A 26,012-nucleotide genomic window follows, 5' to 3' on the forward strand; every position below is an offset into this window, starting at 1 on the left:
GCGATGGGGGTTCACCTTGCAGGGGACCGCGCCGGGCGGGCGGACGCGAGTGAACCGCGTCCGAGTGGGTGAACGAGTGGGCGAGCAGGTGAGTGGACGGGCGGACGGCTCAGGGGGAGGGCTCGCTCCGAGGACGCCGCGCACCGCCGATGCCCTGCCGGTCGGCCGTCCGCGCGCTCGCGCGGCGGGCGGGGTCGGTGAACGACCGCTGGACGGCTTCGTCGAGGAGGACGAGTTCCGCCCGTACCGCCGGCAGACGTTCGGCCGGCTGGGTCTCCAGCAGGTCCTCCAGCAGTGCGCGCAGCCGCCTGCACACCTGGAAGGACGTGGCTCCGTACTCGCGGATCTCGGTGACGCCGAGCTGGAGGTAGTCCTCCCAGCCGCGGCCCGGCACCACCAGCCGCGGCCGGCCCTGGCCGTCGGCGAGCACGTACCGGCTCCGGAGCCCGGCCCGGCCGACGGCGTGCAGGAACGTGTCGATGTGGTTGAGCACCTGCACGGCGGTCGTCGGGTCGTTCACGGCGGGCGACAGGGCGCGGATGGCGATGTCGACGAGGATGCGCAGGGCGAAGGCGGGGTCCTGCTCGATGGTGCGTTCGGTCCCGAGGGCGACGAGCCCGGTCACCTGCCGCGGGTCGGGCGTCCGCGCGGAGCCGTGGGCCTCGACGAGGGTGGTGCCGGGCGGCACGAAGTCGCCGACCTGGTGGGCCAGTACGAGGACGCAGTCGAGGCGGACGGCGGCGGCGATCATCCCCGTCGCGTCGAACGCCTGGATGACTCCGCCCCGCTCGGACCGGATGCGGGTCACCGGACCGGTCGGCGGCAGGGGAGACCCGTCGCGTGCTTCGGCGCCATGGATGCGTTCCGTCGCGCGGACGAGCACTTTCCCGCCCAAGCGCCCCACCAGGTCGGCGATGGCCACGGGCCGGAGGTTGTGGGTGAACCGGTTGAGGTAGATCAGCAGCAGTACGAGGCTGACGGAGACGGCCACACCGGACAGGGTCACCCCGAGGTCGGGTACGTTGTCCGACTCGATCTTGCGCAGCAGGGAGAAGGCGTACGCGAACGTGCCGGTGAACGTGGCCAGCACGAGTTTCTGCAGCCGGTCGCGGTACCAGAGGCGCATGTAGCGCGGGGACAGCGTTCCCGTGGCCTGCTGGACGACGAGCACACCGATGGTCACGACGAACCCCAGCAGCGCGACCATGGATCCGACGACCGAGCTGAGCACATTGCTCGCGGTCGTCGCGGAGTACTGCCAGTTGTCCGGCACCCAGCCCGCCGGCTCCACGTCTGCGAGCCACTCGGCGAGCAACGCGCCCAGGACGAGTCCGATCAGCGGGATGATCCACAGGCTCGCCTTGGCGTACTGCCTCAACCGGAAGCGCGCCGCCCAGGACATCATCGTCCGCTCCCGTGCGGTCCCCACCGCGGACCGCCGGAGGTTTCGGGAGCCGGTGCAAGGGTCGACGGCACGGGCAGCCTCCGGATCCGGCGGTGCGATGCGGCCTGAACATCCCGTTCGTGCCGTTCCATGCTAGAGCCGTTTCCCGGGGGGTGCAGGTGCAGCCCGCTCGGCGGGCTGGCCCGGTATTCCGTGCTTAAGCTGACTGGGTGGCGTCGGAAGGGGTTCTCCCATGGCTGACTACCCGCTGATCGAAGATCACGGCCTGATCGGTGATCTGCAGACCGCGGCATTGGTGACCACGGACGGAACGATCGACTGGTTCTGCTGCCCGCGTTTCGATTCCCCCAGCGTGTTCGGGGCTCTTCTCGACTGGGAGAAGGGCGGGCATTTCTCGGTCAGACCGACGGAAGAGACGTACACCACGAAGCAGTTGTACCTGCCGGACACGGCGATCCTCGTGACGCGGTACATGACCGAGTCCGGTGCCGGCGAGGTGGTCGACTTCATGCCGGTGACCGGAGGAACGGCCACGGACCGCCATCGCCTGGTCCGTATGCTCCGGTGCGTACGCGGCAGCATGACCTTCCAGATCGACATCGCCCCACGGTTCGACTACGGGCGGGCGCCCCACACGCTGCACGTCACCGAGAACGGAGCGGTGTTCGCCTCGGACGATCTGGAACTCACCCTCAGCGTGGTGCGGGAGCCGGAGGACGAACGGGTGGTGCACAGGCTCACCGGCGAGCACGACCTGCGCGTCTCGCTCGCGCTGGAGGCGGGACAGCAGCGGGGCCTGGTCATCGAGTCGGCCGCGGAAGGGCCGCCGCGCGAGATCCGCGTCGCCGAGTTCCAGGAGCTCTTCGACGACACCAGGCAGTACTGGCGGTCGTGGCTCCGCCAGTCCCGGTACACGGGCCGATGGCGCGAGACGGTGGAGCGCTCCGCCGTGACGCTGAAGTTGATGACGTACGCACCCACCGGCGCCCTGGTCGCGGCCCCCACGGCGGGCCTGCCGGAGCAGCTGGGCGGCGAGCGCAACTGGGACTACCGCTTCACCTGGATCCGTGACGCGTCCTTCTCCGTGTACGCCCTGCTGGGGCTGGGGTTCACGGAGGAGGCGAGGGCCTTCATCGGCTGGCTGAGCGACCGGGTGAAGGAGAAGGCCGGCAGCGACACCGACACGGGACCGCTGAACATCATGTACCGGGTGGACGGTTCCTCCGACCTCTACGAGGAGACCCTGGAACACTGGGAGGGGTACCAGGGATCCGCCCCGGTGCGCGTAGGCAACGGCGCGGCGACCCAGTTGCAGCTGGACATCTACGGCGAGGCACTCGACAGCATCTCCTTCGCCCACCAGCACGGCATCCACCTGGACATCCAGGGCTGGACATCGCTGCGCACGCTGCTCGACTGGCTCGTGGACCACTGGGACCAGGCCGGTGAGGGACTGTGGGAGACCCGCGGTGGGCGCAAGCACTTCACCTACGGCCGCGTCATGTCCTGGGTCGCCTTCGACCGCGCGCTGCGGCTGGCGGTCGCCCACGGTCGGCCTGCCGAGAGCGGCCGCTGGGCCGCCGAGCGCGACAACATCTACGAGCAGGTCCTGGCCAAGGGCTGGGACCCGACGCGCAAGGCATTCGTCCAGCACTACGGCAGCGACGTGCTCGACTCGTCGCTGCTGCGGATGCCGACGGTGGGTTTCATCACGCCCGACGACCCGATGTGGACGACCACCCTGGACGCGATGGACCGGGAGCTGGTCACCGACAGCCTGGTCTACCGCTACAACCCCGAGGCCTCGCCCGACGGTCTGCGCGGCTCCGAAGGAACGTTCTCCCTGTGCACCTTCATGTACGTCGACGCCCTGGCACGGGCCGGGCGGGCCGATCAGGCCAGGCTCGTGCTCGAGAAGATGATGACGTACGCCAATCACCTGGGTCTGTTCTCCGAGGAGATCGCCCTGACGGGCCGGCAGCTCGGCAACTTTCCCCAGGCGTTCACCCACCTGGCGCTCATCGATGCGGCCATCACCCTCGATGAGACCCTCAACCGCATGCGGCAGGGCGGCGGCTAGGAGTCCTCGGGAAGGTGCTGCCGCCCCAGTGGCACGGGGCCGAGCAGCACGACGAGGTCGCCCTCTTCCGGGATGACGGCCTGGCTCTCGTCGACCGGCTCCAGTCGGCCGTCGGCACGTACCACGAACAGCGTTTCGTGTCCTGGCGGGAGTGGATCGGAGGCCGGCTGTACCAGGAACCGCGCGCCCTGCTCGTACCGTGCCGCCAGGACGTGACGGACGAGCGAACCGCCGAAGAGGACGGCGCCGCCCGTGTACGGCGCGACGACACCATGGCTCTCATGGGGCGGTCCCACACGGTAGACGGGGCCCTCGACGTTGTCCTCGACCAGCACCGAGGCGAGCGCGTTGAAGTCGTCGTCATCGGTGAGCAGGAAGACGGCGTTGACCCCCTCCAGCCGCGCCCTGGGGTTGGTGGCCGTCGCCAGCAGGTCCCCTCTGGCCAGTGTGATCCCGGCGTCCTTGATCCGTGCGCGCTCCTCGTCCGCGCCCGCCCACATCTGCACGTCGAGCCCCGCGGACCGCAGGGCCCTTCCGAGTGCGATCGCCCACGGAGCGCCGCCCACCAGGAGGGGCCGCGTGAGGTTCGGCGTGGCGACGCCGAGCCGCCGGGCCACGGGGCCTGCGGTCAGTGCGTACAGCACGACCGTCGAGACGATCACCAGGAAGGTGATGGGAAGGATCTTGGAAGCGCCGCGCAGCCCCAGTTCGACGAGGCTCGCGGAGAAGGCCGCCGCGGTGGAGGCCGCGACGATGCCGCGCGGGGCCATCCATCCCGCGAACGCCCGTTCCCCCACGCTCATGTCCTTGCCCGTGGTGGCGGTGAAGGCCACGAGCGGCCTCACGATGAGGACGAGGAACGCGACGAGGACGAGCGTGGGAAGGAGCACGGGTGTCAGGGAGGCCGGGGTGACGCTGGACGAGATGGAGATGAACAGCAGCCCGATGATCAGCTGGACCAGTGTCTCGAAGAAGGGCCGGCGAGCGGGCATGTCGAAGCCCCGGATGTTGGCCGCGGCCATACCGGTGACGATCGCGGCGATGAGCCCGGTGTCGTCGCGGACGATGTCGCATCCTGCCGACACTGCGATCACCGTGGCCAGTTGCGCCAGCGTTCCGAGCGCTTCGCCGAGCCGGAGCACGCGCAGGGTCAGCCAGAGCAGCGCGACCCCCACGGATCCGCCGACGAGGCCGACGGCCATGCTGATGAGGAACTGGCCGATCTGGTACCCGCGACCGATGTCGATCTGGTGCGTCGTCGCGACGGCGTGGAAGACGATGGCCCCGAGGATGGCGCCGATCGGGTCGGTCAGCGTCCCTTCCCAGATCAGCAGGCGTCGCACCTTGTCGGTCGGCCGCACGTACTGGAGCAGGGGCCCCACGACCGTGGGCCCGGACACGACGAGGATCATGCCCACCATCGCGGCCACCCGCAGCGACATGCTGAACAGGGCCGGGCCGACGGCCCCGACGGCCAGGAAGGTGAAGGTCACTCCGAAGAGCAGCAGCCTGCCCACGATCGTGCGGGTGTGGCCGGTGAGGTTGCGCAGGTCGAGGCCGAGTCCGGCGTCGTAGAGGATCACTGCCACGGACAAGGACACCAGAGCGGAGAACGACTCCCCGATCAGCTGGTCCGGATGGATGATGTCGGTCAGGGCGCCCGCGATGAAACCGGCCGGCAGAAGCAGGATCAGCGAGGGGACGCGCAGTTTGCTCGCGAGGATCTGGCAGGTGGTGGCCAGGGCCACGATCAGGGCGATGCCGAGGAGGATGTCGTTCTCGCTCACAGCGGCTTCCTTCCTCGCTGCACGGGCGTGATGGGGGCTCGACAGGGTTCCGGAGGCCGCCGGCCCCGATCGGGTGCACAGGGCCGCGGCCACCGGGCCGGTGTGGCCCCGCGAGGTCAGTCGCCGTCGGCCGCGTCGCCCCGCGAGGTCCGGGTCCGGCGCAGGTCGGACTCGGTGAGGGCTTCCAGCTCGCCGTGGGTGTCCATCCAGTAGAGGAAGAAGACGGCCGGGGCGACGAGCAGCAGCGCGACGAGGCTGACCACCAGGAGCCAGGCCAGCGTCTGGGAATCGCCCGCGGCGTCCGCGATGGTCAGGGACGTGGGGATGAGGTAAGGGCGCTGGGCGAACCCCCAGGCGAAGATGGCCGCGCCGACGATGCCGACGGCGCTGAAACGGGCCCGGTGGACCTCGCCCCGCAGCACGAACAGCGCCGTGGCGGCGAAGAACACCGCGGACACGATCACGAGGGCGAGCCCCGCACCGTGGGTGAGCCCGTGCCAGACGTAGGGGGCGTCGCCGTGGGTGACGAGGAGCACGCCCACGGCCGTCAGGGCGACCGCGACGAGACCGATGAGGGCGCGGAGCCGGAAGTAGCCGACGAGGTCGGGTGCGTCGAAGCGTACGGCGTCGGCGGTCAGGAACACGGCGCCGAGGAGCGCGGTCGCGGCGACGGTGAGCAGCCCGAACAGGAGGGACGTGGGGTTGGCCCACGCGTCCGCCGAGGCCTTGGTACCGGGCGCGACCCGGCCGGAGGCGATGCCGCCGACGGCCGCCCCGAGGAAGAACGGGGTGAGCAGGGAGGCGACGGCGAACACGGCGCCGTAGAGGCGCCGGCGGGCCAGCCGGCGGGAGGGTTTGCGCAGGGCGAATCCGGCGCCGCGCAGGACCGTGCCCAGGACCGCCAGCGCCAGGGGGAGCCACATCGCGGTGAACACGGTCTGGAACATCACGGGGAACCCGGTCCACATGAGGACGAGGACGAAGATCAGCCAGACGTTGTTGACCTCCCACACGGGAGCCATGGCGTGGTCGATCAGCCATCGGGGGCGCTTGCCGCGCTCGGCTCCGCCGGCCGTCAGGTCCCAGAAGCCCGCCCCGTAGTCGGTCCCGCCGGCGCAGGCGTAGGCGGTCACGGCGAGCAGCATCACGAAAGCGACGAAGTCGGCCATCACGCTCCATCGCCCCCGGAGCCGCTGGAGCCGCCGTCTTCCGAGGACCGGGCGTCGCCGGCCGGGACCGGAGGTCGCGGACCGTAGGGGGTGACCGACTCCGGTGTCTCGACGTGCTGCCCACCTGCCTGTTCGTCGGCCAGGCGCCAGCGGTCACGCATCTTCAGCAGGATGGCGACGAACGACCCGAAGACGAACACGTACACGACGATCACCAGGCCGAACATGATCCAGAGGGTGGAGGAGCGGGTCGAGGTCACGGCCTCGGCGACGCGCATGTTCTGGTAGACGATCCAAGGCTGGCGGCCCACCTCGGTCGTGATCCAGCCGCATTCGACGGCGACGAGGGAGGCGGCGCCGGCGCAGGCAGCACTGAGGTAGAACCACTTGGAGCGGGGCAACCGGCGGTGGCGCAGCCAGATCAGGCCGTACCAGAGGGCGAGGAGCACCAGCAGGGAGCCGATGACGACCATGACGTCGAAGGCCCAGTGCGCGATCGTGGCCTGCGTGGCGTTCGGCCGGTCGCTCGCCGGTACGGAGGTCAGCCCGGTCACCTGGGTGTCCGGTTTGAAACCGGCCAGGATGGAGTCGAGCTGGGGGATCTTGATGCCGCCGGATACCGACCCGTCCGGGTGGAGCCGGCCGAAGAGGTACTCCGGAACGTGGGTGTCGGTGTTCCAGACGATCTCCATCGCCGCGAACTTCACCGGCTGCTTGTGGAACACCTGCCGGGCGATCGAGTCGCCCAGCATGAACTGCACCGGAGTGGCCACCGCGGCAATGGTGAAGGGGACCGTGAAGCCGAGCCTGTGGTAGCGGTCCCGGCGGCCGCGCAGCCATCCGACGGCGTAGACGCCTGCCACGACGTAGCCCGCCGTCACCAGCATCGCCATCACGAAGTGCCAGTACTGGGGCCCGAACATCGGGGTGAAGATGGCCTTCCAGACGTCCACGTCGACCGGGTTGCCCTCGGAGTCGAGCGAGAAGCCCTGTGGGGTGTTCATCCACGAGTTGGCGGCCAGGATGCCGAAGGCCCCGAGCAGCGCGGTGGCCGGCAGCGGCAGCCCGAGCAGGAAGTGGGTGCGTGGCTTGAGCCTGCGCCAGCCGTACAGGTAGATGGCGATGAGCACCGCTTCGAGGAAGAACGCCCAGGCCTCGACGCCGAACCCGACGCCGAAGACATCGCCCCACCGGCCCATCAGTCCCGGCCAGAGCAGGCCGAACTCGAACGACAGTACGGTGCCGGTGACGACGCCGATCGCGAACTGCACCGCCATCACGGCCGACCAGCGCCGGGCCAGCAGCAGGGCTGTGGCGTCGTTCCGGCGCAGGCCGCGGTAGTGCATGACGAGGGTGATGAGCGGCAGTGCCACTCCCATCGGCACCAGGAGGATGTGGGAGGCGAGGGTGAACGCCATGAGTTCCCTGGCCGGGAGCATTTGGGCGGGGGCGTCTGCCGCCAGCAGGTGGACCGTGGTGTGCATACGTTCCTTTGCCGCTCGGGATGACTGGTGGGCGGGGGTCAGCCGCCGGTGGCGAAACCGGGGAAGAGGGTCATCCCGCCGTCCACGTAGAGCGTGGTGCCCACGACGTAGTCCATGAGGTCGGAGGCGAGGGCCACCGCCGCGTGGGCGATGTCCTCGGGGTCGCCGATGCGCACGTAGGGGATCAGCCGGAGCAGATCCTCGCGCGCCGCCTCCGTCTCCCACGCGTCGCGGTTGATCGGAGTCTTGATGGCTCCCGGAGCGATCGCGTTCACGCGGATCTTCTTGGGCGCGAGTTCCTGGGCCAGGGTCGTCATCAGCATGTGCACGCCCCCCTTGGAGGAGGCGTAGTTGGCGTGACCCGCCCAGGGAATGATCTGGTGGACGGAACTCATGCAGATGATCTTTCCGGCCGCCCGGGACACCTCAGGGACGACGCCGCGCCGCAGGAACTCCTTCGTCGCCTCCCGCGCGCAGAGGAACTGGCCCGTGAGGTTGACGTCCAGCACCTTCTGCCACTGGGCGAGCGTCATCTCCTCGAACGCGGCGTCGCGCTGCAGCCCGGCGTTGGCGACCAGGATGTCGATCGTGCCGAATTCCTGGACCATCCGGTCCATCATGGCCACGACCTGGTCCTCCTGGGACACGTCCGCCTCGTACGCGGCGGCGCGCACGCCGAACGAGGCGATCTCCTCGACCACCTTCTCGGCCTCTTCCTTGCCGGCCACGTAGTTCACGACCACGTCGGCGCCGGCTCGGCCCAGGCCGATGGCCGTCGCCTTGCCGATTCCGCTGTTGGCGCCGGTGACCAGCGCTTTCTGGCCCTTGAGCAGGTGAGCGGGGAACACGTCCTGCGGTACGCCCTCGGTGGAACTCACGATCGACTGCCTCCTCGACTGCCCGGTCCGGATCCGGTCCGCCGGACCGCGGCCCGACAGGCTCCGAACGCCACGGAAGCACCCTCTTCGCGGATCGGCAGCCCGGGCGGGGTGCTCTTGGGCCACGCGGCCGAGCACCAACCCCCGGTCGGAGCAAGCTCCGCGGTCAGCTCAGCCGTTCCACGAGGTGGTCGCCCACGCGCAGGGCGTTCGCGATCGCAGTGAGGGACGGATTGACCGCGCCGATGCTCGGGAAGAAGCTCGTGTCGACCACGTACAGGTTGTCGAGATCGTGGGCCTTGCAGTCCACGTCCAGTGCGGATGTGGCCGGGTCGTCGCCGAACCGGACGGTGCCGGCCTGGTGGGCCGTGGCGCCGATCGGCATGCCCTTGTGGAGGTAGAGGCTGCGCGACAGGAGATGGTGCTCCTGCATCCCCAGATGGCCGAGCATGCCCTGGAGCTTGTGCCGCAGGCGTTTCAGCCCCGCGATGTTGTTCTTCTCGTCGAGCACGAGACGGATGGTGCCGTCGCCGTCGACCGTGACCCGGTTGTCGGGGAGGGGAAGGTCCTCGCCGCACAGCCAGAAGTCGACCGCGTGGTGGGCCATGACCTCGAAGGGCATGTCGGGGGTCACCTTGCCCGCCCAGCGGGGCGCCTCGCCGTGGATCTGGTCGGCGTCCGACTTGCCGAGCATCTGGATGCCGCCCAGCGGGTACTCCCAGTCGTCGGCGCCGAGGTACCAGTCGTGCAGGGCCAGGGTCTTCTGGAACTTGGTGTCGTTGGGTTCCTTCGAAATGGCCATCAGGGCGAGGTTGTTGTGACGCATGTAGTGGCGGCCGACCACGTCGGAGCTGTTCGCCAGCCCGCGGGGGTGGCGGTCGTTGGCCGAGGCCAGAAGGAGCACCGCCGAGTTGACCGCCCCGCAGGCGACGACCACGATGTCCGCGGAGTAGGAGGCCTCCACCCCGTCCTCGCCCCGGGTCACGACCGTGCTGACGCTCCGTCCGGCCGGGTCGGTCTCCAGCCGGACCACCCGGGCGTTGGTGATCATTTCTACGTTCGGGTGCCGCAGCGCGGGCTCCACGCAGATCACCTGGGCGTCCGACTTACCGCGTACCAGGCAGGGGAAGCCGTCCACGCGGTCGCAGCGGATGCAGACGCTGGAGCGGGTCGCCCGCCCGTTCTCGTCCTGTCGCAGGTCGACGCCGATGGGCAGGTGGAACGGGTGCAGGCCGCGCTTCTCCAGGTCGTCGCTCAGTTGCTGGATGCGCGGCTCGTGTTCGACCGGCGGGTAGGCGTACTGGTCGCTGTACGGCCCTTCCCACGGGTCCTCTCCGTGCCGTCCGTGGACCTTGTAGAGGTGCTCGGCCTCGGTGTAGTAGGGCTCCAGGTCCTCGTACCTGATCGGCCAGGCGGGCGACAGCCCGTCGTGGTGGCGGAGCTCCCCGAAGTCCTCGGGCCGCAGCCGGAAGAGGGCGGCGCCGTAGAACTTGGTGTTTCCCCCGACGTAGTAGTTGACCTCGGGCGGGAACTCGTCGCCGTGCTTGTCCAGCCAGAACTCCGGGGCACGGTACTTGCCCTTCACGAACACGGCGGTGGAGTCCCAGTTGTCCCGCTCGCGGGGGAGGTAGTCGCCGCGTTCGAGGATGAGTACGCGTTTGCCGGACGGAGCGAGCCGGTGGGCGAGCGTACCGCCGCCGGCGCCGGTACCGATGATGACGACGTCGTAGTGCGGGGAGTCGCCCACGGCGACCACACTCCTTGCGCTCGTGGGCCCGCCCTGTTACCGGGCCCTCTCTCTGCGCTCTGCCGGGACACGGCAGCCACCCCACCTCTTCGAACGTATCCCCCCTTGCCGTGCGTGGCGACCGGACGGGGCCCCGCACGCGGCCGTCACAGAACGGCGATCGGGTTCACGGGCGAGCCGGTGGCCGACGGAAGCCGCAGCGGCGCGACCGCGCACAGGAAGGACCACCGGCCCGCGCGTGTGCACGCCTCGGTCAAGTCCTCGAACTGCAGGTAGTCCATCAGGTGCAGTCCCATGGCGTGCATCGCCAGTACGTGCACGGGAAAGCCGATCCCGGCCACCGCGCTCGGGGCGGTGTCGTGGTTGCCGTCCGCGCCCAGCACGGCGACCTGCCGCTCGGCCAGGAACCGCACGGCCGTGGGATGAAGTCCGGCCCGGGCCCGCTCCGCGTCCCACGCCCCGTGCTCCAGGCGCCGCAGGCGATGCCCCACTCGTACGAAGAGCATGTCTCCCGGGCCGACCCGGACGCCTTGGGCCGCCTCCGCCGCGGTCAGATCGTCAGCGGTCACGTGATCCCCGGGCTCCAGCCAGGGCACGCCCCGCAGCCGCGGAACGTCCAGGAGCACGCCACGGCCGACGATGCCGTTCCGGACGGTTTCGACGGAGAGCGCGCCGGCGCCCTCGGGCGTCACACTGCTCGCCGGCACGCCGTTGTAGAGCTCCCCGTCGAACAGCACGTGGCACAGCGCGTCGAGATGACTGTCCGCGTCCCCGTGCACGTTCATCGAGAACCGGTCGCGCGCGAAGTGCAACCCGTCGGCGACGGCCTCACCGGCGGACGGCGCGATCATCCTGTGACGTGCGGGTTCGGGATTGTCCGGGCCGGACAGGGTTTCGATGGGCGCGGCGAGGGACACCGTGAGTCCGGAGCGGACCTCGGCGGTGGCGGCCACCACGCGCTCGGGCGTCAGGTGGCCGAGTGTGCCGCGGCGGTCGTCGGGGGCGCGCGGGCACATGCCGCGCAGCTCCTCGTACAACGCGCGAAAGGCGTCACCGGTCATGGGCCGCGGCGTCGACGGCCCGGCCGCCGCGGTCACCAGGCCCCCCACGGAACCAGGCCCCAGCGGAACACGTGGCTGCCGCCCGGTTCCAGGACGGTGAGCCCCGTGCCGCTGCGCAACGCGTCGGCCGGGCACGACATCGGCTCGATGGCGACACCGCGCCGGCGCCGCCCGGGCTCCGGCAGCGTGTCCCCGGTGTACACCTGCACGTACCGGACGCCCTCGATGAGCCGTACGTCGATGCCGTACCTCCCCGAAGGGTGCGCCAGCCGGACCGCGCAGTGGCCTGCGGGGTCGTGGTCGAGACCCGTGTACGCGGTGTCCAGTCGCTCCTCGCCGATGGGCCGGGCGGTGCGGAAGTCGTACGCCGTGCCCTCGACCGGTTCCTCGCCGGTCGGCAGGCCGTGTTCGTCGGTGACGAGCCGGGAGCGGGCCGGCACGGTCAGCAGCGCGGTGTCCACCAGGCCGGTGCCCACGGTCAGATAGGGGTGCTGGCCCACGCCGTAGGGCGCGGCGGCGTCCCCCGCGTTGGTGGCGGTGACAGTGGTCTCAAGCCCCTCCGGGCCCAGCCGGTACTCGGCGTGGACCTCCAGCTGGTACGGGTATCCGGGCTGCGGGAAGAGGGTGGTGCCCACCGTGACCGCGTCGTCGCTGCGGCCGAGCAGCCGCCACGGTACCCACCTCAGGAGCCCGTGGATCGCGTTGTCGTTCTCCGGTTCGGTCAGCGGGAGTTGCAGGTCCTCGCCACCGAAGTGGTACTGCCCGCCTGCCACCCGGTTCGGCCAGGGCACGAGAAGCTGCCCCCGTCCGCCGGTGATCCGCTCGTCGGCGGCGAACCCGTCGAGCAGGGCCCGCCCGCCCACCTCGTAGTGGCGCAGCGCGCCGCCCAGCTCGACCACCACCGCCTCGTGGGCGGCGTGACGCAGCCGCCACTGTTCTCCCGATGCGGTGGGGGGCATGTGCGGCTCCTCGGTCGGTGCGGTGGGGGAGGGCGCCGTGCGGGCGCCGGCGTCGAGCAGGGCGATGGCGGCATCGACGACGGCCTCCGGGGGCTGGTCGATGTCCACCATGCAGGCGTGCTCGTCGGGCTCCGGCTCCTGGAGGTCGGCGAACTGGCTGTCCAGCAGCCGTGCGGGGAAGAAGTGGCCGTGCCGGGACATCAGCCGGGAGCGGATGAGCTGCCGTGAACCGTGCAGATAGACCAGACGTACTTCGGGCCGTCCCTGGGCCAGTTGGTCCCGATAGGACCGTTTGAGGGCGGATACGGCGACGACAGCGGGTTCCCGCGCTGCGATCCGCCGGTCGATCCATGCCTCGACGTCGGCCAGCCACGGGCGTCTGTCCTCGTCGGTCAGGGGTTCGCCGGCCGCCATCTTGGCCCGGTTCGCCGGAGAGTGGAAGTCGTCGGCGTCCTCCTGCGCCCAGCCGAGCCGGTCGGCCATCAGCCGCACCACCGTGGACTTCCCCGACCCCGCCACGCCCGTCACGAGCACCACGGCTGCGGGCACGTGGTGGCGTGCCATACGGCCTCCTCGGTGCGGTGCGGTGACGGTGCGGTACGACCGGCCCGTCCGGTTCCGGCCGGGTACTTCCACTCTCGGCGCGCGCCGTCCGCGGCGCACCTCGGCGACCGTGCGACGGAGATGGGGCGAAACGGGGGTACGGCGGTGGCCTCAGGCGGAGCCGGACGCGCCGGGGGCGGGGGCGGGGGCATGGGCGGCCGGCGGTTCCGCGGATTTGCCCACGGGTGGAATGACGGGCCCGGGTGGCAGCAACTGGGTCGTCACGAAGGACACGACGGCCGCCAGCATCACCACGGGTGTCATGGCGACGCTGCCGAGCACCACGACGACGAGCACGATGCTGCTGACCGGTAGCCGCAAGGCACTGGTCGTCGCGGCCGCCATGCCCGCGGCCATTCCCGGTACGACCCCCAGCCCCGGCAGGGGCGCGAGCAGCACACCGATCGCACAGCCCAGGAACAGCGACGGGAACACGGGGCCGCCCCGCAGGCTGCCCAGGCACAGGGCGTAGGCGGCGCCCGTGCAGAGCACCACCGCGATCAGGGCCCCGACCCCCCAGGCATGCGGATCGGCGGCCATCCGGCTCAGCGTCCCCTGGCCGGAGGACGACACGTCAGCGGGCGACAGGCCGGTGGTGAGTGCGTACACGGCGGAGCAGACGCCCGCTGCCAGGGCGCACAGGGTCGTACGGGCGACGGTGCGCTTCGCGACGAACCGCGCGGTCAGTCGCCCTCCTCGCATGATCAGATGCAGGAGGGCGCCGATGGCCACTGCCATCGGGACCGCCCAGAGCACGTCCCCGGCATCGATGTGCGGAACCGGCACGCCCACCTTCACGGAGAGGCTGGGCGCATCGAGACCGGTCCAGCGGCCGAAGCCGGTGAACACGAGCGAGCCCACCCCGCTCGACAGCAGCGCGGGCAGCATGACCGCGAACAGCTGTGGCCCGCCCACCCCGGCCACTTCGATGAGCAGCACCCCCGCGATCAGCGGGCTCCCGAAGATCACCGCGACCGCCGCTGCTGCCCCGGCCGCGCCCAGGAGTGCCGTGCTCTGGGCGGTCGCCGGCACCCGCGCCAGATCCCTGAAGAGCAGCGCCAAGCCGCCACCGAGGGCGATCAACGGGGCCTCCGGGCCGAGCGTGGCGCCGAGGGGAAGGCTGATCATGGCGGCGAGGATCACACTGGGCAGGGCTTTCGCCGACAGACCGCCCGTGTGCAGTCCCCCGGCGGGGATGTGGCCCCCGGCGCCGGGCAGACGGGTGACCACGAGCCCGACGGCCACGCCGGCCACGAGCAGCAGCGGCAACGGCCACCACCAGGGTGGGGCGTCCCACCCCAGAGCCTCCGGCAGACCACTCCACATCAGGTGCTCCAGCTGGTGGAGGGCGACGAGGAACCAGAACGCCACCAGCGACACCGGAATACCCATGAGGGCGCAGAACACGAGCGCCTTGAGATAACCGGGACTGCGCAACAGCGCACGCAGCCGGTCCGCCTCTTCGGGCTGTGCCCCTCCGGCAGGCTGCTCCGAGGGGCGCGGATCCGATGCCGTCATGGGATGTGTCCCGTCTCGGTTCTGGCCGTCCGTTTTCAGGCGAGGAGCCTGGCCTGCTGAATCGCGAAATCCTCCTCGGTCATTGCAGCATTCGGTCGAAGGCTTCGCATGTCCGGACGGGCCGGGAAGCGGAGTGCGGACGTCAAGCGCCGACCAGGGTGCTGGAGCCGCCCGTCAGGGTGACGTGCAGGCCGTCCGGCCGGACGTCTACGGACGTGGCCTTGAGCCCGAGCGGGTATTCCTTCAGCGCGCCCCGCTCAGTTCCGAGAGCGCCGTCGCCCATCCCGAACCGGCTGGTGGGGACGGAGCGGCCGAACACGGTGAGCCCGTCCACGGCGAGCGTGACCTTCCCGTCCGCGAGCACGGGACGCAGTGTCAGCTGTCCGACGCCGCCCGGGCCGACGGCGGCGAGGACGGTTCCGTTCGCCGGGTCCGTGGTGACCGTGGTCACCGGAACGGACGGTGCGGCGGTCCGGATCGCGGTGGCGATGGACTGCGGGGAGGCGGTCACCTGGACGTGGGTGCTGCCGACGGTGGTCTTCTCGCCGAGGCGGACGTCGTCGAGCCGTGCGCGTACGCAGACTTGGGAGAGCGGTCCGAGGCGGGCGTCGTCGCTGCTGATGTCCAGCCGGGGGATGCTCTCCTGCGCCAGGTCCCACAGGACCCAGTCGCCGGACGCGCTGACCGCGACGTCGTCGCCGAGGCCGGGTGCCGCTTGCGCGATGTGGTCACGGATCATGTTGCGGGCCGTGTACTCGGCCGCGCCCGTGGCGACGACGGCCACCAGGAGCACGGCGGTCGTGACCGTGAGGACGAGGTGGCGGCGCATGGCTGCCCGGGTCTTCGTCACGCGCTGGTTCATCGGCGCTCTCCCCGGGCGGGCGCGAGGGCGGGGGCGGGCAGGGAGGCGGGCGGGGAGCTGGGTGCGGCGGGGGGCCCTTCGGGGTCGAGATGCGGCAGGAGCCGGTCGAGCCAGCCGGGGAGCCACCAGTTGGCCCGCCCGAAGAGGTACATGCACGCGGGCACCAGGAGCAGGCGCACCACGGTGGCGTCGATGATGACGCTGACCCCGAGGCCGAGGGCGAGCATCTTGACGGCGACGTTCGTGGAGAGCAGGAACGCCAGGAAGACGCTGGTCATGATCAGGGCCGCGCAGGTGATGACGCGGGCCGTGGCGGCGAGGCCGGTCGCGACGGCCAGGTGGTTGTCCTTGCGGTGCAGCCACGTCTCGCGGATCCGGGAGAGCAGGAAGACCTCGTAGTCCATGGAGAGTCCGAAGACGATCGCGAACATCATCATCGGCACGTAGGACTCGACGGGCACCTTCTCGGTGACGCCGAACAGCGCGCCGCCCCAGCCCCATTGGAAGACCGCGACGACCACGCCGTAGGCGGCGGCGATGGAGAACAGATTGAGCACGGCGGCCTTGAGCGCGATCAGCGGGCTGCGGAACACGGTGAGCAGCAGCAGGAACGCGGCGGCGACCACCACGGCGATGATCAGGGGCAGTTGGGTGGTGAGCGTGTCGGTGAAGGTCTGGGTGGCGGCGGCGGTGCCGGAGACGTAGCCGGTGGCGCCGGTGCCCGACAGCGTGGTCGGCACCGTGTCGTTCTGCAAGGTGTGGATCAGGTCGGTGGTGGCCCGCTCCTGCGGGCCGGTGGTGGGAGTGACCGTGGTGATGAGCAGGGCGTGGTCGGGGCTGGGGGCCGGGGGCGTCACGGAGGCGACGCCGGGTACTTCGGCCAGCGCCTGCTGGATCGAGTCGGCGAGGGCCCCGCGCTCGCCCTGGTCGGCGACCTGCCGGCTGTCGAGGTGGGTGACGACGGTGACGGTGCCGTTGGCTCCGGGGCCGAAGCCCTCCGTGATCAGGTCGTAGGCGCGGCGGTCGGTCCGGCTGGTGGGCTGCGCTCCGGCGTCGACGTGGCCGAGCTGCATGGAAGCGACGGGGATGGAGAGGACGCCGAGCAGGAGCAGGCCGCTCACCAGGAAGAGCCAGGGGCGCCGGCTGACCTTGACGGCCCAGCGGTGCCAGACGTCCGACTCGCCGGTGGGTTCGGCGACCGGCGTACGCACGTGCAGGCGGTCGATCCGGCGGCCGAGCAGACCCAGCAGCGCGGGAGTCAGCGTCACGGACGCGGCAGCGGCCACGACGACACTGAGCCCGGCCGCGACGCCGAGGGTGCCGATGAAGCTCACGCCGCTGACGCAGAGCCCGGCCAGGGCCATGGCGACCGTGGCGGCGGCGACCAGCACGGCACGGCCGCTGGTGGCGACCGTACGCCCGACCGCCTCGGCGGGTTCCGTTCCGGAGTGCAGCAGAGCCCGGTAGCGGGTGGCCAGGAAGAGCGCGTAGTCGATGCCGACACCGAGACCCATCATCGCGGCCAGGGTCGGGGACGCCTGGGCGAAGTCGAACTGCCGGGCGAGCAGTCCGAGACCGGCCAGGCTGACGGCCAGGCCGGTCACGGCCGTCAGCAGCGGCAGCCCGGTGGCGGCGACGCTGCCGAAGCCGATCAGCAGCACGAGCACGGCGACGGCCAGACCGATGGCCTCCGAGGTGCGGTCGGCGGACTTGGGCGTGGCCAGCTGCCCCAGCGGGGCCCCGTACTCGACGGTGACCTGGTCGGCGCGCAGCGGCTGGACGGCGGTCTCGACCTCGGCGAGGTAGGACGGGTCGAAGGTCGCCGGGTTGCCGTTGAAGCGGACGGTCATCTGGGCGATGCCGCCGTTGGCGGAGACCGCCCCGGGTGTGGTGAGCGGGTCGGCCACCGACAGGACGTTCGGCAGGCGGCTCAGGTTGCCGACGGCCGAATCGATCGCGGCCCGGTGACTGGTGAGCGAACCCTGGTCGGTGGTGATCACGATGGGGGCGGCTGTGCCACCGGAACCGCTCGTGTGGGCCGTGAGCAGGTCGGCGCCGGTCTGGGTAGGGGTACCGGGCAGGGAGAAGCTGTCCGCGAAGGTGCCGCCCCACGTGTGGTTGGCCAGCCCGAGGCCGATCAGGAGCAGCACCCACAGGGCCACGACCCGCCAAGCATGCCGTGCGCACCAGCGCCCGCTGCGGTGGAGGAGTCCGCGCCCCTCGGCCGATTGAGTGTTCATGGGGCTCACTGTGCGCGGTGCGTGTAAGGCGTCTGTGGGCGCATTGTTCGGGGAATGTACGGGTGAGGGCGCGCCCGCCGGGACGAGGGCCGGGATCAGGGCCGGGACGAGGGCCCGCGCGTCCTCAAGCCGCGTCGGGTGCCGGCGGCAGGGCGACGGTGAAGCAGGCGCCGCCTTCCGGGCCGTGCCCGTCGACGCGGATGGCGCCGCCGAGGCGGCCGGTCAGGCGGTGGGCGATGGCCAGCCCCAGGCCGCTGCCGACCGGGCGGGTGCCCCGGTAGCGCTCGTTGAGGGCACCGTGGTCGAAGGCGATGCGCACGTCGTCGTCGGTGAGGCCGGGTCCGCCGTCGCGGACCTGCAGCTCGGCCCCGCCGCCCGCGGCCGCGCGGACGGCGAGGACCAGGGGTGCGCCCTGGGGCGTGACCCGCAGGGCATTCTGCACCAGGCCGTCGATCAGCTGCCGGACCCGGAAGGCGTCCGTCTCGACGACGACGGGCTGCCCCGGCTGCTCAAGCCGGAGATCGACACCGTGGCGTGCGCAGAGGCCGGTCCAGAAGGCGGCGGCCTCGCCGACGACCGCGCAGAGGTCGGACGGTGCCACGTCGAGGCGGAAGTCGTCCGCCTCCAGCCGGGCCAGGTCCAGCAGGTCTCCCAGGAACCGGTCCAGGCGGCGGGTCTCGTCGGCCAGGATGCCGCCGACCTCGGCCAGCCGCTCCGGCTCGATCAGACCGTCGGCGAGCGCCTCCGCGTACCCCTGCAGCGCGGTCAGCGGCGTGCGCAAGTCGTGGGAGACGGAGAGCAGGAACTCCCGCTGCCGGTTCTCGCTGCGCGCCAGCGCCTCGTCCAGGACGTTGAGGGCGCGCCCGATGTCCGCGGTCTCCCGGGGACCGTCGACCGGGGCCGGTACGCCGCGTTCGCCGTCGGCGAGCCGGTGCGAGATCTGCGCGGCCTTCACGAGCGGACGCGCGATGCGGCGGGCCAGGAGCGCTCCGGCCAGGGCCGCGCCGAGCATGCCGACGATCAGCGGCGCGATCACGTTGCGACGGATCTGGTTCGTGTTCCGGGTGACGACCGTGTACGGCTCGGCCAGCACCACCGCCCCGCCGCGCACGCCGGGCTGCCCCACCAGCAGCACGTCCTGGCCGCCCAGGATGCCGTCGGTGGACACCGGCTCCCCCGACAGCAGAGCCGACTTCGAGGTCCGGTCGACGGCCGGGGTGGCGGTTCCGCTCACCGTGCCGTCCGGGGCGATGACCGCGAGCTGCACACCGTTCGGCCCCGCCAGTACCTGGGCGCCGTTGAAGAGCGTTTCGGACAGGGCCGGCAGGCGGCTGAGCACCGTTGCCTGACGCGTCAGCTGGTCGCGTTCGCGCTGCTCCGCGCCGTGCGAGGCGGTCTGCCAGGCGACCAGCCCGGTCAGCGCCACGGCGAGCGCCGCCACCACGGTGGTCAGCACCACGATGTTGCGTGCCAGGGAGCCACGACGGGGGCCGGAACGGGGGCGGTTCACGTGCGGGGAGCCGTCGCGCTGTACCCGACGCCGCGGACCGTGCGGATCGGGCTGGCGTCGCCGAGCTTGGCGCGCAGCTGCGAGACGAAGACGTCGACCATCCGGGTGTCTCGGTAGCCCGGGTACCCCCATACCTGGGCGAGCAACTGCTCACGGGTGAAGACCTGCCCCACGTGCTGGAGCAGGTGTGCGAGCAGATTGAACTCGGTGGCGGTGAGCTCGACCGGCTGACCGTCGCAGCGCACGGTGCGGCTGACCGGGTCCACGCTGAGCCGGCCGACGCTCTCGGGCGGCCGGCCGGGCGGCCCCGCCGCCCGGCGCAGTACGGTCTTGACCCGGGCGACCAGCTCGCGCGGCGAGAACGGCTTGGTCAGGTAGTCGTCGGCGCCCAGTTCGAGGCCGAGGATCCGGTCGGCCTCCTCACCGCGCGCGGTGACCAGCAGTACCGGCGTCCAGTCGCCCGCGTCGCGCAGGGCGCGGCAGAAGGCGATGCCGTCCATGCCCGGCAGGCCGATGTCCAGCACGATCGCCACCGGGCGCATCCGCCGCGCGGCCGCGAGCCCGGCGGTCCCGTCGGCCTCGACGTGGACACCGAATCCCTCGCGCGCCAAGTAGAGCCTTTGCACATCGGAGATGTGGCGCTCGTCCTCGACGATCAGCACGAGGCCCCTGGACTCCGTCATCACTGCCTTTCGCATACGGTGAACACCGTCGATGCTAACCGCGTCGATCCGGCCTTCCGCTGGACGCGCCGCCACCCGTACATTCCCCGAACAATGCGCCGACGGCTCCCTCGCACCCGCCGGTGAAGGCCGGGGCTGCTCCGAAACCACCTGGTGGGCGGCCCGTTCGCGTGGCCTGCGGGGCGAACTCCCGCCCCGCGGCGGCGCTCGGACAAGATTGTCCGAGCCCGCTGTTAGGGTGACGTGCGCCCGTCAAGACGGGCTGTCTCAGTCACTGATATTTCAACGGGGTTGAACGTGAAGCTTCGCCATGTCCGCGCCATTGCCGTGTTCGGAATCGCGATCGTCGCACTCACCGGAGCCCGCGGCTCCCACGGCGGGAGCTGCGGCGGCAGTCACGGCTCGAGCCACAGCAGCTCCAGCGGGGGCACCAGCGGTGGCAGCCACGACAGCAACAGCACCAGCGGCAGCACCAGCAGTGGAACCGTCAGCGGCGGTTCCAGCAGCAACAACAAGGCCGAGCGCGACATCAAGATAGACAACTGCAAGATGGACGCCGCGAGCAAGAAGATGGTCGCCCGGCTCACCGTCACCAACAGCGGTTCGGTGGACTACACCTACAACATCACCATGAAGTTCCGGGGCGCCACCTCGACCGCGGACCTGGCCCAGGCCAACGTGACCGCGCTCAAGGTCAAGGCGGGTGCGTCCCAGCAGGCCGAGGCCACGACGGCCTACACCGGGAAGGGCGACGGCAGCGAGTTCAAGGAGTGCGTCGTCGGGAGCGCGACGAAGAGCGCCCTCTGACGCACGGAGTCCCGGCCTCGCCGGTGCCCTGAGCGGGATCACGGCCTCGCCGGTGTCACACCGGCGAGGCCGCCGCGCACCGCGGATGTCGTGCAGAGTCGGCGACGGCGTCGAGCAGAACTGGTCAATTGCCTGCGCATGCCGGTCAATCGGGGGTGCGATTTTCGGCCACGTGGTCGGATGTCCCCTTCTGCTTCTGCGGGATTCGACGAGTGCGAGGCGCAGCGTGACAGCGACGACCGAAGAGCTGTTCCGGGCTCTGCTGGAAGCGGCACCGGACGCGATGGTGATCGTGGACGACGCCGGCGTGATCCGGCTCGTGAACGCACAGACGGAGGCCTTGTTCGGCTACCCCCGGGAGGAACTCCTGGGGCACCTCATCGACGTGCTGGTGCCCGAGCGGTTCCGCGGCCACCATCCGGCCCACCGGCTCGGATACGCGGCGAGCCGCCAGGTCCGCCCCATGGGCGCGGGCCTGGAGCTGTACGGACTGTGCCGCGACGGGCGCGAGTTCCCCGTGGAGATCAGTCTCAGCCCCCTGGAGACCCCGGAGGGACTGCTGATCTCGGCGGCCGTGCGGGACGTCAGCGAACGCAGGGTCGCCGAGGAGCGCTTCCGGGCGCTGCTGGAGGCGGCGCCCGACGCGATGGTGATCGTCGACGAGAGCGGCATCATCCAGCTCGTCAACGCCCAGACGGAGGCGCTCTTCGGCTACGCCCGCGAGGACCTGCTGGGGCGGCCGGTCGAAGTGCTCGTCCCGCAGCGGTTCCGCGGACACCACTCCGATTTCCGGCACAGCTACTTCGTCAACCGCCAGGTCCGGCCCATGGGTGCGGGGCTGGAGCTGTACGGACTGTGCCGCGACGGGCGCGAGTTCCCCGTCGAGATCAGCCTCAGCCCCCTGGAGACGCCGGACGGCACCCTCGTCTCCGCGGCCATCCGCGACGTCACGGACCGCAAGGCCGCCGAGGAGATGCTCGCCCAGCTCTACGAACAGCAGCGCCACGTCGCCCTCACCCTCCAGCGGAGCCTCATGGGGTCACCGCCGGACGTGCCGGGCATGCCGACGGCGAGCCGCTACTTCCCCGCCCGGCAGGGCGCCGGAGTGGGCGGCGACTGGTTCGACCTGATCCCCCTGGGCGGCGGCCGGGTCGGCGTCATGATCGGCGATGTGATGGGACGCGGCCTGGACGCCGCCGCCGTCATGGGACAGCTCAGATCCGCCTCCCACGCCCTGGCCAAGACCGGGATGGCTCCCTGGCAGCTCATGCGCGCCCTCGACGCCGTGGTCAGTGAACTCCCGGACCAGTTCGTCACCTGCTGCTACCTGGTCGTCGACGCCGACGCCGCCGAAATAACGGTCTGCTCGGCCGGGCACCTGCCGGTCCTGCTGGTCGCCGCGAGCGGGGAGGTGAGCCGGCTGCCGGCCGAGGTGAGCGTGCCGCTCGGCGTGGGCGAGGTGCCCCACCACGAAAGCCGTCACACGGTCGAACCCGGCTCCGTGCTCGCCCTCTACACCGACGGGCTGGTGGAAACTCCGGGGAGCGACATCGAAGGACAGGTGGACGGGCTCGCCGCGGCGCTGGAGAAGGCCCTCGCGACGGCCGACGGCCTGGAGGGCGCCGCCGACCGACTGCTGGCCGATCTGCTGCCGGACGCCGATGACAACCCCGACGACGTCACCCTGCTGCTCGCCCGCATCCCCGACACCCCGGTGACCGCGCAGACCGTGGTCCTGGCCGCCGACCCGAGCAGCGTCGGCGAGGGACGACGCTTCCTGCGCTCCACCCTCGCGTCGTGGGGCACGGACGACGAGCAGCTCCGCGAGACGGCCTGCCTGCTCGCCTCCGAGCTGCTCTCCAACGCGGTGAGGTACAGCCGCGGCCCCGTCCGCCTCCGACTGCGTCAAGCCGGCCGGGAACTGAGCGTCGAGGTCTGCGACGGCAGCCCCGTCCTGCCCCAGGCCCGTTTCGCCGCACCCGAGGCCGAATCCGGCCGCGGTCTGCTCCTCGTCGACTCCCTCGCCACGTCCTGGGGCACCCTCCCGACGGCCGAGGGCAAGGCCGTCTGGTTCTCCCTGCCGCTCCCCGCCCCGCGCCGCTGACACCGCTTCGCTGCGGCTACCGTACGTCGAGCACATCGGCCGCCCGGCGTCGCGGCGTGGCGGGGCCCTGGGGGCCGTAGCCGAGGCGCAGCACCATGTGGACGTGGCCCATCGGCGCTACCGGGTCGCGGACGGCCCAGCGCAGTTCGGGCCATTCGAGGGGCTGCGAGGTCATCGAGGCGACGAGCCCGTCCGCCGTGGCCCGCAGGAGGACGCGCTGCAGCGCCTGGCCGGCGCGGAGCCAGTCCGCCGGAGTGTCCTCCGACGTACCGAGCAGCGCGATGCGGGGGTTCTGCTCGAAGACGGCCGACTCACGCCCCGGAACAGGGCGCCAGCTGCCGAAGTCCCGTACCGGCGCACGGGATCCCGACTGGCGGGGGCCGAACGCGTACGCGGGGATGCCCGCGTCGGTCGGCCCGTCGGGCGCCGCGTCCGTACGGGTCCACCGGGCGGTTTCCTCCTGTGCCGCCGGGTCCATCGCCTCGCGGTGCTCGGAGTCGTGTACGAGCTCCAGTACGGCTTCGGTGTGCCAGACGTCGGGGAGGAACAGCCGCGCCCCTTCGAGGAGGGCCGCCGCGCACAGGCCGTCCTGTACGGCGGGCGGGATCTCCTCATCGGTGAAGGGGAAGCGGCTGGTGTGGCGGCGCCGCACGGCGGGGTACAGGGACGTGAGGGCGGGGTCCGCGGCCGTGGTCTCCCGCAGCACCGCGTCCGCCAGGTGCCACGGTCTGTCGTTGTCGGGCAGGAGCGTGACGGCCGCCTCCCAGCCGCGCTCCGCCGCGGCCACCCGGAGGTTGAACAGGGCCGCGGCGCAGCCGAGATGCAGGGCCCGCAGATCCGGGTCGGTGTGGGGCATGGCACGTTCGGGGTCACCGTGCAGCTCGATCCTCCGGTCGTGGGGCCACAGGACGAATTTCCACGGCTGGGCGTTGTGCATGGACGGTGCGGTGACGGCGTCCTCGATGAGGGCGAGCACCGCGGTGGCGTCGAGCGGTGGTGCGGACACGGTCGGATCCTGTCTGTGCGGCGCTTCAGTCCTGCGCTGCGGCGGCCGGGTGCTCGTCGCCGCCCATGTCGAGACGGAACGGGGGGTACTCGTCCGTCATCAGCGCGGCGTACGCCGTGACGCGGAGCACCCAGCGGTTGAGTCCGATCAGCAGGTCGAACAGATCGCGGGGGTACTTCCGGGTGAAGGCCAGCGCGACGACCGCGAACAGTGCGAGCAGGCTGATCAGGCCACCGCTCCAACAGCCCCTTTGCGCCGTCCCGGTGAGGATGGCGACCACGAGGTACTGCGGGATGGCGAGCAGCCACCACTTGACCAGGACCAGGCCCCGCGAGAGCCGCTCGGGGTAGGCGATGTCCAGGCGGGCCGGATAGTCGGGCTCGGGGCCGAGGCTGAACGGCGGGTACCGGTCGGTCCCCAGCACGGCGTACGAGTAGTACGAGACCCGCCAGGACCAGCGGAGCACCCCGAGGTTGAAGTCGAAGAGGGCCCGGGGGTAACGCTCGGTGAAGAGGATGGCGAAGAACGCGATCACGCCGACCACGAAGAAGGCGATCCAGAGGAAGGTCAGCACGATGTAGTGCGGAATGGCCAGGATCCACTTGACCAGCCACAGCCAGCGAGAGAGCGGAGCGTCCAGCCTGGCCGTCACAGTGACCGGCGGGTAGGAGGTCTGCATGGTCATGGAGCTCACCTCCTCGGCTCACCTCGCCCTCTCCCATCATCCGGGCTGAGCGCGCCGCACTCCACTCGGGCGCGCACATCGCAGCCGCGCCGGGATACTGGTGACCATGAGCGCGTACCCCGCGGCTTGGTCGGCGGCCGACCTGCCGGACCTCACGGGCCGCACGATCGTGGTGACGGGCGCCAGCAGCGGCCTGGGCGCCGTCACGGCCCGTGAGCTCGGGCGGGTGGGCGCCCACGTCGTACTCGCCGTCCGGGACACCGCCCGGGGCGACGCCGTGGCGGCCGGCTGCGGCAGGCACGCCGAGGTCCGCAGGCTCGACCTGGCCGACCTCGCCTCCGTCCGGGCCTTCGCCGCGCAGTGGGACGGGCCGCTCGACACCTTGATCAACAACGCCGGGGTCATGGCCGTCCCGGAGCGCCGCACGGCCGACGGCTTCGAGATGCAGCTGGGCACCAATCACCTGGGACCGTTCGCGCTCACCAACCTGCTGCTGCCGTGGATCACCGGCCGTGTCGTCTCCGTCGCCTCCAACGCCCACCGCAGGAAGGGCGTCGACATCGACTTCGACGACATCAACTCGCATCGGAACTACAGTCCCTGGCGCGCGTACCAGCAGTCGAAGCTGGCCGACCTGCTCTTCATCCGCGAACTCCAGCGCCGCCTCACCGAAGCGGGCTCACCCGTCACGGCGCATGCCGCCCACCCCGGGTACGCGGCGACGAACCTCCAGGGCGGCAGCGGCAGCCCCGTCCAGCGGGCGATCATGAAGGTCACCAACCGGTTCATTGCCCAGTCCGATGCCATGGGCGCCCTGCCCATCCTGTACGCCGCCACCCAGCCGCTGCCCGGCGGCAGCTACACGGGCCCGCAGGGCCGCGGCGAACTGCGGGGGCACCCCGGCCCGGCCGTCCTGAGCCCCCAGGCCCGGGACGACGCGCGGGCCCGCCGCCTGTGGCGGGTGTCGGAGGATCTCACCGGGGTGTCGTTCCCCGGGTAGGGGGCTGCCCGATCAGGGACGAAAGCGCAGCGGGTGGTCCGCCGGCACCTCCACGACGGCGATGCGCACGCCGTCGGGGTCGGCGATCCACATCTCGATCAGGCCCCAGGGCTCGCGCCGTGGAGGCCGCAGCACCTCGGCACCCCGGCCGCTCAGCTCCTCGTACGCCGCCTGCACGTCCGCGACTTGGAGCCACAGCTGCAGCCCGGGCGCGGGCGGCGCCTCGGCGCGTCCCGACACCTCCAGGAACCCGCCGCCCAGGAAGTAGACCGTGCCCCGGTCGGGGCCGGTGCCGAACTCGCGGTAGACGGCCAGCTCCAGGGTGTCGCCGTAGAAGGCGCGTGAGCGCTCGGGATCCGTGGGACGCAGCAGAATCCTGCTGCCCAATACATGCACCATGTCCCCACCTTGGCCCACGCGGCGT

Annotated in this window: 20 protein-coding genes; 4 read left to right on the top strand and 16 right to left on the bottom strand. The window is 71.3% G+C overall.

Features of this window, described 5'->3' with window-relative positions:
- Nucleotides 1–109: 109 nt before the first annotated feature.
- Complete coding sequence (locus tag OG429_RS36540) at nt 110–1,405, bottom strand: DUF2254 domain-containing protein (RefSeq protein ID WP_328929547.1); 1,296 nt, start codon at nt 1,403–1,405, stop codon at nt 110–112.
- Between the two features lie 232 nt (nt 1,406–1,637).
- Between OG429_RS36540 and OG429_RS36545 the strand changes: the two genes are divergently transcribed.
- Complete coding sequence (locus OG429_RS36545; RefSeq protein WP_328929548.1) at nt 1,638–3,485, top strand: glycoside hydrolase family 15 protein; 1,848 nt, start codon at nt 1,638–1,640, stop codon at nt 3,483–3,485.
- Here the strand turns inward: OG429_RS36545 and OG429_RS36550 are convergent.
- The 12 genes from OG429_RS36550 to OG429_RS36605 all read right to left on the bottom strand — a co-directional run bounded on the left by OG429_RS36550 (nt 3,482) and on the right by OG429_RS36605 (nt 19,986).
- Nucleotides 3,482–5,272, bottom strand: a complete 1,791-nt coding sequence (locus tag OG429_RS36550; RefSeq protein WP_328929549.1) for a cation:proton antiporter — start codon at nt 5,270–5,272, stop codon at nt 3,482–3,484. The two genes, OG429_RS36545 and OG429_RS36550, sit on opposite strands and share 4 nt — an antisense overlap.
- Nucleotides 5,273–5,388: 116 nt before the next feature.
- Complete coding sequence (locus OG429_RS36555) at nt 5,389–6,441, bottom strand: cytochrome d ubiquinol oxidase subunit II (RefSeq protein WP_328929550.1); 1,053 nt, start codon at nt 6,439–6,441, stop codon at nt 5,389–5,391.
- Nucleotides 6,441–7,925 carry a cytochrome ubiquinol oxidase subunit I gene (locus OG429_RS36560; protein WP_328929551.1) on the bottom strand — a complete coding sequence of 495 codons (1,485 nt, stop codon included), beginning with the start codon at nt 7,923–7,925 and terminating at the stop codon, nt 6,441–6,443. Before OG429_RS36560 ends, OG429_RS36555 begins: the two co-directional genes overlap by 1 nt.
- 38 nt (nt 7,926–7,963) lie before the next feature.
- Nucleotides 7,964–8,758 carry an SDR family oxidoreductase gene (locus OG429_RS36565; protein WP_328930535.1) on the bottom strand — a complete coding sequence of 265 codons (795 nt, stop codon included), beginning with the start codon at nt 8,756–8,758 and terminating at the stop codon, nt 7,964–7,966.
- A 211-nt stretch (nt 8,759–8,969) separates the two neighbouring features.
- Entirely contained in the window at nt 8,970–10,550 is a 1,581-nt protein-coding gene (locus tag OG429_RS36570) for a GMC family oxidoreductase (protein ID WP_328929552.1), read from the bottom strand.
- Between the two features lie 146 nt (nt 10,551–10,696).
- Complete coding sequence (locus tag OG429_RS36575; RefSeq protein WP_328929553.1) at nt 10,697–11,611, bottom strand: cyclase family protein; 915 nt, start codon at nt 11,609–11,611, stop codon at nt 10,697–10,699.
- 32 nt (nt 11,612–11,643) lie between these two features.
- A complete protein-coding gene (locus tag OG429_RS36580) occupies nt 11,644–13,134 on the bottom strand; it encodes a gluconokinase, GntK/IdnK-type (RefSeq protein ID WP_328929554.1) in 1,491 nt (496 codons plus the stop codon).
- 150 nt (nt 13,135–13,284) lie between these two features.
- Nucleotides 13,285–14,691, bottom strand: coding sequence for a chloride channel protein (locus tag OG429_RS36585; protein WP_328929555.1), 1,407 nt, complete (start codon nt 14,689–14,691; stop codon nt 13,285–13,287).
- Between the two features lie 142 nt (nt 14,692–14,833).
- Entirely contained in the window at nt 14,834–15,553 is a 720-nt protein-coding gene (locus OG429_RS36590) for an LmeA family phospholipid-binding protein (protein WP_328929556.1), read from the bottom strand.
- Entirely contained in the window at nt 15,550–17,793 is a 2,244-nt protein-coding gene (locus OG429_RS36595; RefSeq protein ID WP_328929557.1) for an MMPL family transporter, read from the bottom strand. The genes OG429_RS36590 and OG429_RS36595 overlap by 4 nt, the downstream gene beginning before the upstream one ends.
- A gap of 124 nt (nt 17,794–17,917) precedes the next feature.
- The gene (locus OG429_RS36600) at nt 17,918–19,303 is read right to left on the bottom strand and encodes a HAMP domain-containing sensor histidine kinase (RefSeq protein ID WP_328929558.1); all 1,386 of its coding nucleotides are present in this window, start codon (nt 19,301–19,303) and stop codon (nt 17,918–17,920) included.
- On the bottom strand, nt 19,300–19,986 hold the full coding sequence (locus OG429_RS36605) for a response regulator transcription factor (RefSeq protein ID WP_328929559.1): 687 nt from the start codon (nt 19,984–19,986) through the stop codon (nt 19,300–19,302). The genes OG429_RS36600 and OG429_RS36605 overlap by 4 nt, the downstream gene beginning before the upstream one ends.
- A 297-nt stretch (nt 19,987–20,283) precedes the next feature.
- Between OG429_RS36605 and OG429_RS36610 the strand changes: the two genes are divergently transcribed.
- Both OG429_RS36610 and OG429_RS36615 read left to right on the top strand, forming a co-directional pair.
- Complete coding sequence (locus OG429_RS36610) at nt 20,284–20,793, top strand: hypothetical protein (protein ID WP_328929560.1); 510 nt, start codon at nt 20,284–20,286, stop codon at nt 20,791–20,793.
- 226 nt (nt 20,794–21,019) lie between these two features.
- Complete coding sequence (locus tag OG429_RS36615) at nt 21,020–22,897, top strand: PAS domain S-box protein (RefSeq protein WP_328929561.1); 1,878 nt, start codon at nt 21,020–21,022, stop codon at nt 22,895–22,897.
- A gap of 16 nt (nt 22,898–22,913) precedes the next feature.
- On the opposite strand, the gene OG429_RS36620 is transcribed toward OG429_RS36615, so the two are convergent.
- Together OG429_RS36620 and OG429_RS36625 are read right to left on the bottom strand one after the other, a co-directional pair.
- Entirely contained in the window at nt 22,914–23,903 is a 990-nt protein-coding gene (locus OG429_RS36620; protein ID WP_328929562.1) for an Acg family FMN-binding oxidoreductase, read from the bottom strand.
- Nucleotides 23,904–23,928: 25 nt separating this feature from the next.
- Nucleotides 23,929–24,588 (bottom strand): DUF4389 domain-containing protein, encoded by a 660-nt coding sequence (locus OG429_RS36625; protein WP_328929563.1) that lies wholly within the window; start codon nt 24,586–24,588, stop codon nt 23,929–23,931.
- 106 nt (nt 24,589–24,694) lie between these two features.
- On the opposite strand from OG429_RS36625, the gene OG429_RS36630 reads away from it, so the two are divergent.
- Complete coding sequence (locus OG429_RS36630) at nt 24,695–25,588, top strand: oxidoreductase (protein ID WP_328929564.1); 894 nt, start codon at nt 24,695–24,697, stop codon at nt 25,586–25,588.
- 12 nt (nt 25,589–25,600) lie between these two features.
- On the opposite strand, the gene OG429_RS36635 is transcribed toward OG429_RS36630, so the two are convergent.
- Nucleotides 25,601–25,987 (bottom strand): VOC family protein, encoded by a 387-nt coding sequence (locus OG429_RS36635; protein WP_328929565.1) that lies wholly within the window; start codon nt 25,985–25,987, stop codon nt 25,601–25,603.
- Nucleotides 25,988–26,012: the final 25 nt, after the last annotated feature.

It is taken from the genome of Streptomyces sp. NBC_00190 (assembly GCF_036203305.1).
In the GTDB taxonomy this organism is placed as follows: Bacteria; Actinomycetota; Actinomycetes; order Streptomycetales; family Streptomycetaceae; genus Streptomyces.